General features: G+C 69.5%; 12 protein-coding genes. 7 read left to right on the forward strand and 5 right to left on the reverse strand.

The features are described from left to right. Positions 1-49: 49 nt before the first annotated feature. The 7 genes from AB4Z48_RS05860 (at position 50) to AB4Z48_RS05890 (ending at position 5602) form a co-directional block, all read left to right on the forward strand. Positions 50-1084 carry an SPFH domain-containing protein gene (locus tag AB4Z48_RS05860; protein ID WP_441612936.1) on the forward strand — a complete coding sequence of 345 codons (1035 nt, stop codon included), beginning with the start codon at positions 50-52 and terminating at the stop codon, positions 1082-1084. Between the two features lie 13 nt (positions 1085-1097). Beyond that, entirely contained in the window at positions 1098-2621 is a 1524-nt protein-coding gene (locus tag AB4Z48_RS05865) for a DUF4178 domain-containing protein (RefSeq protein WP_441612938.1), read from the forward strand. Between the two features lie 6 nt (positions 2622-2627). Further along, positions 2628-2804 carry a hypothetical protein gene (locus AB4Z48_RS05870; RefSeq protein ID WP_441612939.1) on the forward strand — a complete coding sequence of 59 codons (177 nt, stop codon included), beginning with the start codon at positions 2628-2630 and terminating at the stop codon, positions 2802-2804. 46 nt (positions 2805-2850) lie between these two features. Continuing rightward, positions 2851-3228, forward strand: coding sequence for an adenosylmethionine decarboxylase (speD, locus tag AB4Z48_RS05875; protein ID WP_441612940.1), 378 nt, complete (start codon positions 2851-2853; stop codon positions 3226-3228). 112 nt (positions 3229-3340) lie between these two features. Next, on the forward strand, positions 3341-3781 hold the full coding sequence (locus tag AB4Z48_RS05880; protein WP_441612941.1) for a Cd(II)/Pb(II)-responsive transcriptional regulator: 441 nt from the start codon (positions 3341-3343) through the stop codon (positions 3779-3781). Between the two features lie 601 nt (positions 3782-4382). After that, positions 4383-4805 carry a nucleoside diphosphate kinase regulator gene (rnk, locus tag AB4Z48_RS05885; RefSeq protein WP_441612942.1) on the forward strand — a complete coding sequence of 141 codons (423 nt, stop codon included), beginning with the start codon at positions 4383-4385 and terminating at the stop codon, positions 4803-4805. A 446-nt stretch (positions 4806-5251) separates the two neighbouring features. Beyond that, a complete protein-coding gene (locus AB4Z48_RS05890) occupies positions 5252-5602 on the forward strand; it encodes a hypothetical protein (protein WP_441612943.1) in 351 nt (116 codons plus the stop codon). A 238-nt stretch (positions 5603-5840) separates the two neighbouring features. Here AB4Z48_RS05890 and AB4Z48_RS05895 read toward each other — a convergent pair whose 3' ends face one another. The 5 genes from AB4Z48_RS05895 to glxR form a co-directional block, all read right to left on the reverse strand. Then, positions 5841-8963 carry an efflux RND transporter permease subunit gene (locus AB4Z48_RS05895; RefSeq protein WP_441612944.1) on the reverse strand — a complete coding sequence of 1041 codons (3123 nt, stop codon included), beginning with the start codon at positions 8961-8963 and terminating at the stop codon, positions 5841-5843. A 409-nt stretch (positions 8964-9372) separates the two neighbouring features. Continuing rightward, positions 9373-10263: a KPN_02809 family neutral zinc metallopeptidase gene (ypfJ, locus tag AB4Z48_RS05900; RefSeq protein ID WP_441612945.1), complete on the reverse strand. Its 891-nt coding sequence runs from the start codon at positions 10261-10263 to the stop codon at positions 9373-9375. 100 nt (positions 10264-10363) lie between these two features. Next, positions 10364-11833, reverse strand: a complete 1470-nt coding sequence (pyk, locus tag AB4Z48_RS05905) for a pyruvate kinase (RefSeq protein WP_441612946.1) — start codon at positions 11831-11833, stop codon at positions 10364-10366. 79 nt (positions 11834-11912) lie between these two features. After that, positions 11913-13226 (reverse strand): glycerate kinase type-2 family protein, encoded by a 1314-nt coding sequence (locus AB4Z48_RS05910; protein WP_441612947.1) that lies wholly within the window; start codon positions 13224-13226, stop codon positions 11913-11915. An 83-nt stretch (positions 13227-13309) separates the two neighbouring features. After that, complete coding sequence (gene glxR, locus AB4Z48_RS05915) at positions 13310-14233, reverse strand: 2-hydroxy-3-oxopropionate reductase (protein WP_441612948.1); 924 nt, start codon at positions 14231-14233, stop codon at positions 13310-13312. Positions 14234-14251 lie beyond the last annotated feature (18 nt).

Genomic DNA, 14251 nt, shown 5'->3' on the forward strand with positions numbered 1-14251 from the left:
CGCCCTTCCTGAACCTGCCCGCATATTGCCGAGAAACCTGGGGATCGCCATGAGCATCGGATCGTTCATCAAGAAGCAGTTCATCGACATCATCCAATGGACCGAGGACAGCGACGGCGTGCTGGCCTGGCGCCATCCGATGGAGGACATGGAGATCCAGTACGGCGGCAGCCTGACCGTGCGCGAATCGCAGATGGCGGTGTTCGTCAACGAAGGCAAGATCGCCGACGTGTTCGGGCCTGGCATGTACAAGCTCACCACGCAGACGCTGCCGGTGCTGACCTACCTGAAGAACTGGGACAAGCTGTTCGAGTCGCCCTTCAAGTCCGATGTGTATTTCTTCAGCACGCGCCTGCAGATCGGCCGCAAGTGGGGCACGGCGCAGCCGGTCACCATCCGCGACGCCGATTTCGGCATGGTGCGGCTGCGCGCCTTCGGCCTGTATTCGTACAAGATCGCCGATGTCGCGAAGTTCTATGCAGAGATCAGCGGCACGCGCGCCGAATATACGCGCGACGAGGTGGAGGAGCAGCTGCGCAACCTGCTGATCGCCACCATGACGTCCACGCTCGGCGGCGCCTCGGTGCCCTTCCTCGACATGGCCGCCAACCAGGCGCTGATGTCGCAGACCATCCGCGAGCGGCTGGCGCCCGAGTTCGAGCGCTACGGCGTGGCGCTGGACAACTTCGCGGTGACCAATGTGTCGCTGCCGGAAGAGCTGCAGAAGGCCATCGACACCCGCATCTCGATGGGCATGATGGGCGATATGGCCAGGTACACGCAGTACCAGGTGGCCAGCTCGATCCCGCTGGCCGCGCAGAACGAGGGCGGCGTGGCGGGCCTGGGCGCGAGCCTGGCGGCCGGCGCCGTGATGGGCCAGGCGATGGCTGGCGGGCTCGGCGCCGCCGCCGCGCCTGCCGTTGCTCCTGCCGCGCCCGCCGCGGCGGCACCGGCGGCACCGGCGGCGGCCGACGATCCCGCCGCGCGCCTGCAGAAGCTCAGGGAGCTGCTCGACAAGAGCCTGATCTCGCAGGCCGAGTTCGACACCGCCAAGGCCGAGATCCTGAAGAAACTGGTCGGCTGAGCACGCACGGCGCATGCAAGAAATCAACTGCCCGAGTTGCGGCGCGCCCGCGGCCTTCCGCTCGTCGGCCGCCGTGATGGTGGTGTGCGAGTACTGCCACAGCACGCTGCTCAAGGATGCCGACACGGTCAAGGACATCGGCAAGATGTCCGCCGTGCTGGAGGACTACACGCCGCTGCAGCTCAGTACCAGCGGGCAGTGGAACGGGCAGGGCTTCACCCTGGTCGGCCGCATCCAGCTGCGCTACGACGCCGGCTTGTGGAACGAGTGGTACCTGCTGTTCGACGACGGCAGCGACGGCTGGCTGGCCGATGCCTCGGGCCAGTACATGCTGACCCGGCGCGCCCCGCCGGACCCCGCTCAGGCATCTCCCGGCCAGCTCGACGGCGCGCCGCTGCCGCAGTACGAGCATCTTTCGCCGGGCACCAGCCTGTTCTTCGACAAGCACCGCTACCTGGCCAGCGATGTGCGCAGCGCGCGCTGCACCGGTGGCCAGGGCGAGTTGCCGTTTGCGGTCGGCGCGGGCTGGACCGCGCAGGTGGCGGACTTCCGCGACGAGGGCCGCTTCGTCACGCTCGACTACGCGCACGGCTATCCGCCAGCGGTCTATGCCGGCGCGGCGGTCACGCTGGACCAGCTCAAGTGCCAGCTGCTGCGCGAGCCGGACCAGATCGCCGGCACCGCCGACCGCTACCGCGGCAAGGCCGTGCCGCTGGCCTGCCCGGGCTGCGGCGGCGCGATCGCCTACCGCGCCGGCGTGGCCAGCTTCGTGGTCTGCCCGAGCTGCCACAGCCAGATCGACTGCACCACCTCCACCGCGCTGGTGCTGGAAAAGCAGCGCGAGCTCGATGCGCTCAAGACCAGCCTCGCACCGGGCGACACCGGCACCATCGACGGCAAGCCGTACACGGTGCTGGGCCTGATGCAGTGCACGGACAACGATGAGGACGAAGCTTCCACCTGGGTCGAATACCTGCTGTTCAACGAGCAGCGCGGCCTGCTGTGGCTGGTCGAGCAGGACAGCGGCTGGGACCGCGTCGAGGTGCTCGATACCTGGCCGCGCATGGTCTCCGCCACCGCCGCCAGCTACCAGGGGCAGAATTTCCAGCAGGGCTTCGACTACGAGAGCGAGGTGCTGTACGCGGCCGGCACCTTCAACTGGCGCGTGCAGGTGGGCGACACCACGCGCCTGACCGAGTTCGGCAAGCCGGCGCGGCGCCTCACGCGCGAGACTTCCGAGACCGAGATCGTCTGGACCTTGTCCACCACGGTGGCCCGCGCGCAGGTGGCGCAATGGTTCAGGTCCGTGCCCGCCCTGGCGCAGGCGGCCCGCGCGCCGCAGGCAGCCAGGCCGGCGGGCAGCGGCGCGGACCTGGCCTTCTGCCGCAAGAGCGCCAAGGTCTACGCCATCCTCCTCGCCATCCTCAACGTGCCGGTGGCCCTGGTCACGGACCGCGGATGGTTCACCATCGTGTTCGGTTTCCTGCTGCTGTGGGCGCCGATCTGGCTGGTCCAGCGCTGGGCCGGAAAGGATTGAGTCAGCGTGCGCCTGCTTTACCTCGTCTACGGGATCATCGTGCTGTTCGGCACCACCTTCTTCAATATCGGCGACAGCGGCCGTTCCGGGGCATCCGGCGCATCCGGCTATTCCAGCGCCCGCGGCTGGAGCGGCGGCTCATCCGGCTCCAGCGGCTGGTCCTCGGGCGGCGGACACAAATGAGAAGGGTGACACAGGCCAGGCCGATGGCGCCGACGGGCGCGCGGCCATGAACGCCCCGATGCTGCCTTGCCCGGCCGTGCTGGGCCACCACCTGCTGGCCGACCTGCAAGGCGTGGCCGCCGAGCTGCTGGCCGACGCCGCGCTGGTGGAGCGCGTGCTGTACCAGGCCGCGCGGGCCGCCGGCGCCACCGTGGTCGATGCACGCTTCCGCCATTTCGGGCCCGGCCTCGGCGTGACCGGGGTGCTGCTGCTGCGGGAGTCGCACATCAGCATCCATACCTGGCCGGAATACGGCTTTGCCGCGGTGGACGTGTTCATGTGCGGCGCCGCCCGGCCGGAACTGGCGGTGGATGTGATGCGCGCGGCCTTCGCGCCGCGCTCGCTGAGCGTGCGCGACCAGGCCCGCGGACCTGCCCCGGCCTGATCGCGCCATGCCGCCCGCGGGTGGCGAGACGCCGCCCGATGGTCTACACTCGTAGCTAACCCCGTAATTACTACAGGGTCTTTGCCTGATGCAGGCGTCACCCGGAGTCCGCATGAGAATCGGTGAACTGTCCCGCCACAGCGATTGCGACGTGGAGACCATCCGCTACTACGAGCGCGAGGGCCTGCTCGACGCTCCCCAGCGCGAAGACAACGGCTATCGCCGCTACGGCGACGCCCACCTGCTGCAGCTCAACTTCGTGCGGCATTGCCGCTCGCTCGGCATGAGCCTGTCCGATGTGCGCCGGCTGCGCGATTTCGAGCGCGATCCCACGCTCGCCTGCGACGATATCAACGCATTGCTGGACCGCCAGATCGACCAGATCCATGCCCAGCGCGTGGCGCTCGAGGCACTGGAAGGGCAATTGCGGGCGCTGCGCCACACCTGCGACCAGCCGCACCCCGCCAGCGAGTGCGGCATCCTGCAGAACCTGCAGCAGGCCGCGGCCGGTGCCGCGTGCGAATGCCACCCGCACGCCCAGGACCACCACTGAAGCGCCTGAACCCGCCGAAGCGGCCAGGGCGACGCATGGCGTCTTAAAAGAAGGCGCCGCCTGTGCTACGATCCCCTTTGCCAGCCGTGCACCCGGCTGGTGAGCAGGCGGCGGATCCGGCGCACGGAAATCAGGTTTCGCCTGCCCGAGTAAGCCATCGCTTTCGTTGCAGCCGCCACGCAAAGCGCGCTTGTTCCGGTTTTCCCCGCCGTTTCCGTATTTCGTTTCCGCGTTTTCCGACTTCCCACATTCCTGCCGCATGCCGATGATGCCTTGCTGCCTGCCGCCGACCGCTGCCGTGCTTGCCCGTACCGGGCAGGCCGGCGCGTGGGCGCGCGCGGCGTCGGCATTGCGCGCACAAGCCAACCAGGCCACGGCCTGCCGCCGGGTCAGCGCTCCGCCTGATCCCGCCCGGTTCCCAGCCTGACGTAACCCCACACGCAGGCAAGCGCCGAACCGGGCCGAGTCTCACCCTGTTCGCGGCTTTCCCGTCATTCCTGACGGCCTGAATCAATCCAATGACCTGGCAATACCGTGCCGATCCACAGCGGGTCGGGCCTGGGGGCCGGGGCCACGCATCGCCACCTAGCGAGGATCCATCATGACGGCTTCATCCAAGCAGCAGCAACCGACCCTTTACCTCACCGAACTCGATGTCACCCGGCTCGAGCGCATTGCCAGCCGCGCCGGCGCCGCACCGCTGGTGGAGATGCTCGACGGCATCCTGGAGCGCGCCGCCATCGTGCCGGCGGAAGCCATTCCCAAGGATGTCGTGACCATGAACTCCAGCCTGACGTGCGCGCTGGAGGGCGAGGCCACGCCGCGCAACTGGACGCTGGTCTATCCGGATACCGCGGATTTCGAGGCCGGCCGCCTGTCGGTGCTATCGCCGGTTGGCCAGGCGCTGCTCGGCGCACGCAGCGGACAGACCGTAAGCTACCGGCTGCCGGACGGACGCGAACAGAAGGTCACCGTGGTCGAGCTTTCTTTCCAGCCCGAGGCCAACGGACAGTTCACGCTCTAAAATAATCAGGGCCTCATGGCGCACATTTCGCAGATACGGGGACGCCGCCTGGCGGTACGCCCCGGTGCGATCCGCGGCTTCCCGGTGCGCGCCGCCTGCCTTGCCGAGGCAGGAAAAAGCTAGCGCCACGGCCTGCCCCGATCCTGGCCAGGCCGCCTCCAGCCTGGGTTGGCCGGCGCCCGGCACCGCCGCCAGGCGACCTTCCCACCACCCCGCACCACCGCCATTCGCGCTGCGCGTCGCCCATTCGCGGCGGCATGGGCGCCGTTCGTCCGTACTTCCAGCGTTTCACGACTCGCAACGCACCATTCGTCGCAGTGGTATTTCTCCTTGCCGAACCAACCACTAATCTTCAGTCCGTGCTCGCAGCGCAACATAGATTGCCGCAGCAGCTAGTAAAGCAGACCAAAAAAAAGACGAAACAAAATCAGTTGAAGGAGTCCCAAATGAATGCCAGACGCATCCTCGGCAGCGCCTTAGGCGTGTTGATCCTCGTTTCATCGGCCGCCGCGCTGGCCGCGCCTGCCGCCAGCAAGCTCGGCAAGTTCGACGTGTATGCCGACGCGCTGCGCACGGGCAGGTACGACGTGTACACGGACGGCGCCAAGCAAGGCAAGTTCGACACCTTCACCGACGGCGCCAAGCAAGGCAAGTTCGACACGTTCACCGATGGCGCCAAGCAAGGCAGGTTCGACACCTTCACCGACGGCGCGCGCGCCTTCAGCGGCGAAATCTCGGCCTCCTCGCTCGACAATTCGCGCTCGGGCGACGGTTCGCTCTACGGCTACCGGGTCTGACCCGGCACCGCGTGTCTCCTGGCGGTCACTTCGGTGACCGCCTCGCGTTACGGGCCGGCTGATTAGCCCGTCCAGTATCGCGACACCTGACGCGCCACCCCGCAGTACCGCTTTATCTCCCACCTGCCCGGCTGACCTCCTCCTCCTCTCTCTCCCGCCGGGCGGGTGATTTTTCCCCGCCGCCCGCTTTTCCGCTTTTCCGCATTTTCTCCCGCGCACCACCCGTACTCCGCACGTCTTACGACGGTGCCTGCTGCTGCCCGCGCCGCGCACGCCCGCGCCCGATCAGCACGTAGAGCAGCGGCACCACCAGCGCGCCAATCACGGTGGCGCCCAGCATGCCGCCCAGCACGCCGGTGCCGACCGCGCGCTGGGCCGCCGCGCCCGGCCCGCTGCTCACGGCCAGCGGCACCACGCCGAGGATGAAGGCCAGCGAGGTCATCACCACCGGGCGCAACCGCTGGCGGGCCGCCTGGCCGGCAGCCTCGACCAGCCCCATGCCGCCGCGGCGCAGCTGCTCGGCGTACTCCACCACCAGGATGGCGTTCTTGGCCGCCAGCCCCATGATCACCACGCCGCCCACCTTGAAGTAGACATCGTTGGGCATGCCGCGCAGCCAGATCGCCAGCAGCGCGCCAAGCAGGCCTGCCGGCACCACCAGCAGCACGGCCAGCGGCAGCGTCCAGTTCTCGTACAGCGCCACCAGGCACAGGAAGATGAACAGCATCGACAAGGCGAACAGCCACGGCGCCTGGGCGCCGCTTTGCTGCTGCTCGAAGGCGCGCCCGGTCCAGCGCACGTCGTAGGCGGCGCCCAGCTCGCGCACCCTGGCGGCAAGCCGCGCCATCGCCGTGCCGGTGCTGTGGCCGGGTGCCACCTCGGCGTTGATGCGCACCGAGGCCAGGCCGCCGAAGCGCTCCAGCGTGGCCTCGCCCGCGCCCCACACCAGTTCGGCGAAGGCGCCGAGCGACACCATGCCGCCGCGCGCGTTGCGCACATGCACGCGCGACAGGCGCGCGGGATCCATGCGGAAAGGCGCGTCGGCCTGCAGGATCACACGGCGTATGCGCCCCTCGCGCGCCACCTCGTCGATATAGCGCGAGCCGAGCGTGGCAGACAGCGCGTGATGGATCGCTTCGGGCTCCACGCCGAAGCTGCGCGCCTGCTCGTAGTCGATATGCAGGTCCAGCGCCGGCGCCGGCTGCGCGGTGGCCGCGCGCACCTCGCCCAGCGACGGCTCATCGTCGCGCTTGTCCCCGAGCGCGGCCAGCAGCTTGTCGCGCGCCGCGAACAGGGCTGCGCGGCCGGTGCCGGGCTGCGCCACCAGGCGCATGTCGAGCCCGCCGGTGCTGCCCAGCTCGGGCAGCGCCGCGCCGTTGTAGGCGTAGAGCTGCGCGCGGCCGCGTCCGGGCCACGCCTCCAGCCCCTCCGAGAGCCTGGCCAGCACGGCCTCGGCGCGGTCCTTGCTGCCGCGGCGCTCCCAGTCCTCCAGCGCCAGGAACAGGCTGGCGCGCTGCTCGCCGCTGCCGGAATTGCTCCAGCCCAGCACGGCAAAGCTCGATTGCACCGGATATTGCTGCGCGCGCAGCCATGTTTCCAGCTCCGCCACCATGGCACGCGTCTGCGCCTGGGTGGCGCCGGCCGGCAGCTCGATATCGATCACCAGCTCGCCGGTGTCTTCTTCGGGCAGGAAGCCGGACGGGATCTGCCACAGCAGCGCGCTGCCGGCGACGGCCAGCGCCAGGTAGACGCCCAGCCAGCGCAGGCGCCGCCGCTGCAGCGCCGTCACCCAGCCGGCGTAGCGGGTGGCAAACGCCGTGAAGCCGCGCTCGAACCAGGCCAGCGGCCCGCGCACCGGATGCTGCGCGTGGCGCAGCAGGCTGGCGCACATTGCCGGCGCCAGCGACAGCGCGAAGAACAGCGAGAACGCGATCGAGATCGCCAGCGTGACGGCGAAGTGGCGGTAGATCACGCCCACCGCGCTGCCCATGAAGGCCATCGGCACGAATACGGCGCACAGCACCAGCGTGACCGCCACCAGCGCGCCGGACACCTCGCGCATCGAGCGGCCCGCGGCCTCGGTCGCGTCCACGCCTTCCTCGCGCATGATGCGCTCCACGTTCTCCACCACCACGATGGCGTCGTCCACCAGAATGCCGATCGCCAGCACCACGCCGAACAGCGTGATGACGTTGAGCGACAGGCCGAGGGCATACAGGCAGGCGACCGTGCCGAGCAGCGACACCGGCACCACGATCATCGGGATCAGCGTGGCGCGCAGGTTGCCGAGGAACAGGTACAGGATCAGGAACACCAGCACCGCGGCTTCGGCCAGCGTGGCCAGCACGCGCCAGATCGAGCGGTCGACGAACTGCGCGTTGTCGGCGGAGATCGCATAGCGCACGCCGGGCGGGAAGTTGCGCATGGCGTCGTCCAGCGCGGCGCGCACGGTGCGCGAGGTGGCCAGCACGTTGGCGCCGTCCGCCAGCTTGAGGCCGATCGCGGCCGATACCTTGCCGTCCAGCGTCGAGCCGAAGCGGTAGTCGCTGGCGCCCAGTTCCACGCGGGCCACATCGCGCAGCCGCACCAGCGAAGCATCGCCGCCGCTGCGCACCACGATGCGCCCGAATGCTTCCGGGTCGCTCAACGGGCGCGGCGGGCGCACCAGTGCCTGGAAGGGCTGCCCCGGCAGCGCCGGCGCGCCGCCGAGCTGGCCCGGCGTGACATCGCCGTTGCGGTCCTTGATGGCCTGCTCCACGTCGGCGGCGGTAAGGCCGAGCGCATTGAGCTTGTCCGGGTCGAACCAGATGCGCAGCGCATATTCGGCGCCGTAGGGTTCGGCCTTGCCGATGCCGGGCAGCCGGCGCAGCATGGGCAGCACCGAGCCGGCGGCGAAATCGCCGAGCGCGGTCTCGTCGAGCTGGCCGTCGTCAGACACCAGGGAGACGTACATGAAGGGGTTGGCGCTGGCCTGGTCGACATAGATGCCGCCGCGGCGCACCGCCTCCGGCAGCAGTGGTTCGGCCTGCATCACGCGGTTGCGCACATTGACCTGCGCCAGCTGCGCGTCGGTACCCTGGCGAAAGCCCAGCGTCACGCTGGCGGTGCCGCCTTCGCTGCTGGCATCCAGGTAGAGCAGGCCGGGAATGCCATGCATCTGCTGCTCCAGCACGGCGGTGACCGCATCTTCCACGGTGCGCGCGGAGGCGCCGGGATAGTCGGCCGAGACGATCACGGTAGGTGGCGCCACCGCCGGATACTGGGCGATGGGAATGCGGGTGAGGGCGATCAGGCCCGCCACCATGGTCAGGATGGCAATCACCCACGCAAAGGCGGGCCGGCGAAGAAAAAAGGACGCCATGAAAAGAGACTCGGTGTTGGTCGCGCCGACGTGCCCGAAGGCCGCCGCCGGCGGCGGTGGAACAACGATCGGCGCGCGACAATGCGCGTGCGCGCCGGACAGCGAAGCACTGTTCTTTTGGGGGGAAGGCTGTCTTTGGCGCGGCTGTGTCAGCGGCGGCAGCCGGCCGCTGGCATCGTCAGGACGCAGCGCCGGACGACGGGCACGCGGCAGCGTGAATCGACGGAACCGGCAATCGGAAATCGGGCCGGCAGCGCGGAGCAGTGTGTCACGCCTGCGGCTTCCCGATCACTGGCATGGCCGCGATTATAGACACGGCGTGTGACGCGGACAATCTTTGCGTGCCCGATTGTCCACATCAGGGTCGGCGCTTGAGAGGAGAGCGCGGCCGCTCAGCCGCGCGCGGGCTTCAAAGCTGCTTGGCCGCGAAGGTGTCGCACTTGCGGATGTCGCCGCTGCTCAGGCCCTGGCGCAGCCAGCGCACGCGCTGCTCGCTGGTGCCGTGGGTAAAGGCTTCCGGCACCACGTAGCCCTGGGCCTGGCGCTGCAGCCGGTCGTCGCCGATGGCGGCCGCGGCCTTCAGGCCCTCTTCGATATCGCCGGGCTCGAGCAACTGCTGGTTCTGGCGCTCGGCGGTGGCGGCCCACACGCCGGCCAGGCAGTCGGCCTGCAATTCCACGCGCACCGAAAGCTGGTTGGCCTGCGCCTCGCCCATGCGCCGGCGCGCCGCATCGACCTTGCCGGACACGCCGAGCAGGTTCTGCACGTGGTGGCCGACCTCGTGCGCGATCACATAGGCCTGGGCGAAGTCGCCGCCCGCGCCGAAGCGCTTGCGCAGTTCGTCATAGAAAGCCAGGTCGATATAGACCTTCTGGTCGCCGGGGCAATAGAAGGGACCCATGGCCGACTGGCCGGTGCCGCAGGCGGTGGGCGTGGCGCCGGTAAACAGCACCAGCGTGGGCGGCGCGTAGCGGCGGTTGAGGTCGGTTTCGAAGATGCCGGACCAGGTGCGCTCGGTATTGCCCAGCACCTTGCGCACGAACACTGTCATCTGGTCGGTGGCGGGCGCATGGCTGGGCACATGCTGCGGCTGCGCCTGCTGCTGTTGCCCCTGCAGCACCGAGGCGCCCTGCATGATCACGGAAGGATCGATGCCGAAAAAGTAGGAGGCCGCCAGCGCCACGATGATGGTGCCGATGCCGATCGTCTTGGGTCCGGCGCCGAAGCCGCCGAAGCCGCCGGAACCCGCTCCCCGGCGATCTTCTACATTCTGGCTTTCGGCTTCGTCATCGAGACGCATGGTGGCTCCGCATTGCTGGTTGGTGGCCGCGGCAAAAGAGAGCCACGGCGTGCCGATCAGTATAGCAATGGCGGTGCAGCCAGCGAATGGGAGCGATGTATCAGGCCGTAACGGCGCCTGCCGCCGCGGCAAGCTGCGCCCGCCCGGGCCCGGCGCCGGCGATCTCCGCCACGCGCAGCAGGTTGGTGGTACCGCCCTGGCCGAACGGCATGCCCGCCGCGATGGTGATCTGGTCGCCCGGTTCGGCGTAGCCCTCGGCCAGCGCCGCGCGGGTGGCCGCGTTCACCATCTCGTCCACGCTCTGCACGTCCGGGCTGACAGTGGAGTGCACGCCCCAGGCGATCGCCAGCCGGCGTGCTATCTCCAGGTTCGGCGTGATGCTGACGATCGGTGCGCAGGGCCGCTCGCGCGCCGCCCGCAGCGCGGTGGCGCCCGACGAGGTGTAGGTCACCGTGGCCACCGCGCCGATGATCTGGGTGACCTCGCGCAGCGCCGCGCAGATCGCATCCTGGCGCGTGGACAGCGGTGCCTCGTGCTGGGCGTCGAGCAGGTTGCGGTAGAGCGGATCGCGCTCCACCTCGTTGATGATGCGGTCCATGATCGCCACCGCCGGCACCGGGTGGCGGCCGTTGGCCGACTCGGCCGACAGCATCACCGCGTCGGCGCCGTCGTAGATCGCGCTCGCCACATCGGAGGCCTCGGCGCGCGTGGGCACCGGCGAATCGATCATCGACTCCAGCATCTGGGTGGCGATGACGATGGGCTTGCCGTGCTGGCGGCACACGCGCAGGATGCGCTTCTGTACCCCCGGCACGCGCTCCGGCGGCAGCTCCACGCCGAGGTCGCCGCGCGCCACCATCACCGCGTCGGACACGCGCACGATTTCCTCGAGCTGCTGCAGCGCGGCCGGCTTCTCGATCTTGGACAGCACGCCGGCGCGCGTGCCGATGATCTCGCGCGCCTCGACGATGTCGGCCGGACGCTGCACGAAGGACAGCGCGATCCAGTCCGCGCCCAGCGCCAGCGCGAAATCGAGGTCCTTGCGGTCCTTCTCGGTCAGCGCGGGGATGGGGATGACCGCGTCGGGCACGTTGACGCCCTTGCGGTCGGACAGCGTGCCGTGGTTGACCACGCGCGTGACGATGCTGCCGCTGGCCACGGACTCGATCTTCAGTTGCACCTTGCCGTCGTCGATCAGCAGCGACTGGCCCGGCGCGGCCACGCGGAACAGCTCCGGATGCGGCAGGTGCACGCGGGTGGCGTCGCCGGCGCCGGGATCGCTGTCGAGCACGAACACGTCGCCGGCCTTGAGCGCGACCTTGCCCGCGGCAAAGGTGCCGATGCGCAGCTTGGGACCCTGCAGGTCCGCCAGCACGGCGATGGGCCGGCCGGTCTCGGCCTCGACCTGGCGCACCGCGTCGTAGCGGCGGCGATGGTCCTCATGGCTGCCGTGGCTGAAGTTCAGGCGGAACACATCGGCCCCCGCCTCGAACAGCTGGCGGATCACTTCGATGTCGGTGCTGGCCGGTCCGAGCGTGGCAACGATCTTGGCTTTGCGCTGGCGTCTCATTTTGTCTCCTCTTCCATTCTCGGGCGGCGCGCCGCGGCGGGCGCGCCTTTGTTCAAACACGGGGGCTTGCAGGCCCGTCTCACGCGATCAGGATCGCGCGGAAATCGTTCACGTTGGTGCGGGTCGGGCCGGTGACGATCAGGTCGCCGAGCCCGGCGAAAAAGCCGTAGCCATCGTTGTTGGCCAGGTGCGCGCGCGCCGACAGGCCGCGCGCCTGCGCGCGCACCAGCGTGTCCGGCGCCAGCAGCGCGCCGGCGTTGTCCTCGGAGCCGTCAATGCCGTCGGTGTCGCAGGCAATCGCGTGCACGCCGGGCAAGCCGTCGAGCGCCACGGCCAGCGCCAGCAGGAATTCGGCATTGCGTCCGCCGCGGCCGCTGCCGCGCACGGTCACCGTGGTCTCGCCGCCGGACAGCAGCACGCAGGGCTTCGCGAACGGCTGCGCGTGCTGCGCGATCTGGCGGGCAATGGCGGCATGCACCAGCGCCACCTCGCGCGCCTCGCCTTCGATGCTGTCGGACAGGATATGTGCCTCGAAGCCCAGTTCGCGCGCCCGCGCCGCGGCCGCTTCGAGCGACTGCTGCGCGCTGGCCAGCGTGACGCTGAGGTGGCCGGCAAAGCGCGCGTCGCCGGGCTTGGGCGTCTCTCCGGCGCCGCTCTCCAGGTGCGTGCGCACGTTGGCCGGTACCTCGATGCCGTACTTGGCGATCACCGCCAGCGCGTCGGCGCAGGTGGTGGCGTCGGGCAAGGTCGGGCCGCTGGCGATCAGCGTGGGATCGTCGCCGGGGATATCGGAAATCAGCAGGGTCTCCACGCGCGCCGGCGCGCAGTGCAGCGCCAGGCGGCCTCCCTTGAGCGCCGACAGGTGCTTGCGCACGCAGTTCATCTCGCCGATGTTGGCGCCGCTCTTGAGCAGCGCGCGGTTCACCGCCTGCTTGTCGGCCAGCGTGATGCCGGGCGCGGGCGCGGCCAGCAGCGCCGAGCCGCCGCCCGAAATCAGGCACAGCACGAGGTCGTCGGCGGTGAGGCCGCCGACCAGCTCCACCATGCGCTGCGCGGCGCGCTGGCCGGCTTCGTCCGGCACCGGGTGCGCGGCCTCCACCACTTCGATGCGGCGGCAATCCGCGCCATGGCCGTAGCGCGTGACCACCAGCCCGGACAGCTCGCCTTGCCAGTGCAGCTCCACCGCCTGCGCCATCGCGGCGGCGGCCTTGCCGGCACCGATCACCACGGTGCGGCCCTTGGGCGGTGCCGGCAATTGCGGCGGCAGGCAATGGCTGGCGCTGACGGCCGCCACGGCCGTGTCGAACAGGTCGCGCAGCAGTGCGCGGGGATCGCTGAGGCCGGCCGGGCGTGGCGGCACCAGCAGGGCAGAGTAGGAATCGGTGGCGTACATGGCTGGATCCGGAAATGCTGTCTCCCCGGCACGGCCGGGGAGCGGTACGGGCCTGCCATGCCGGCAGGCCTCGGCGGTGCCTCTTACTTGCTGCCCTTGGCGATCTCGTGGTTCGACATGATCTCGATGGCGCGGCACAGCGCCGAGTGATCCTGCTTGCCCAGGCCGTTGGCGGCGCAGGTATTGAACAGTTCCTGCGCGGTGGCGGTATTGGGCAGCGCCACGCCGAGCGCCTTGGCGCCCTGCAGCGCGAGGTTCAGGTCCTTCTGGTGCAGCTCGATACGGAAGCCCGGGTCGAAGGTGCGCTTGACCATGCGCTCGCCGTGCACTTCCAGGATGCGCGAAGCCGCGAAGCCGCCCATCAGCGCCTGGCGCACGCGCGCCGGATCGGCGCCCGCCTTGGAGGCGAACAGCAGCGCTTCGGACACGGCCTGGATGTTCAGCGCCACGATGATCTGGTTGGCCACCTTGGTGGTCTGGCCGTCGCCGTTGCCGCCCACCAGCGTGACGTTCTTGCCCATCAGCTCGAACAGCGGCCTGACCTCGTCGAAGGCCTCTTGCGGGCCGCCGACCATGATGGTCAGCGATGCCGCCTTGGCGCCCACTTCGCCGCCCGAGACCGGCGCGTCCAGGTAGGACGCGCCGAGCTTGTTGATGCGCGCGGCGAAGTCCTTGGTGGCGATCGGCGAGATCGAGCTCATGTCGACCACGATCTTGCTGTGCGCGGCCTCCTTGCCGGCGCCCTTGAGCGCGGCGGCCACGCCCTTTTCGGCGAACAGGACGGCCTCCACGTGCGGCGTGTCCGGCACCATGATCACGATGATGTCGGCGCGCTTGGCGACTTCTTCCGCGCTGGTGCAGACCGTGACGCCGGCGTCCACGAGCGCCTGCGGCGCGGGGTTGACGTCATGCACGAACAGCGTGTGGCCGGCGGCGCGCAGGTGGCCCGCCATCGGCGCGCCCATGATGCCCAGGCCGATAAAGCCGACGTTGCGTTGGTTTGCCATATTGTTGTCTCCTAGGGA

The sequence above is a fragment of the Cupriavidus sp. 2TAF22 genome, assembly GCF_052115045.1.
Classification (GTDB): Bacteria; Pseudomonadota; Gammaproteobacteria; order Burkholderiales; family Burkholderiaceae; genus Cupriavidus.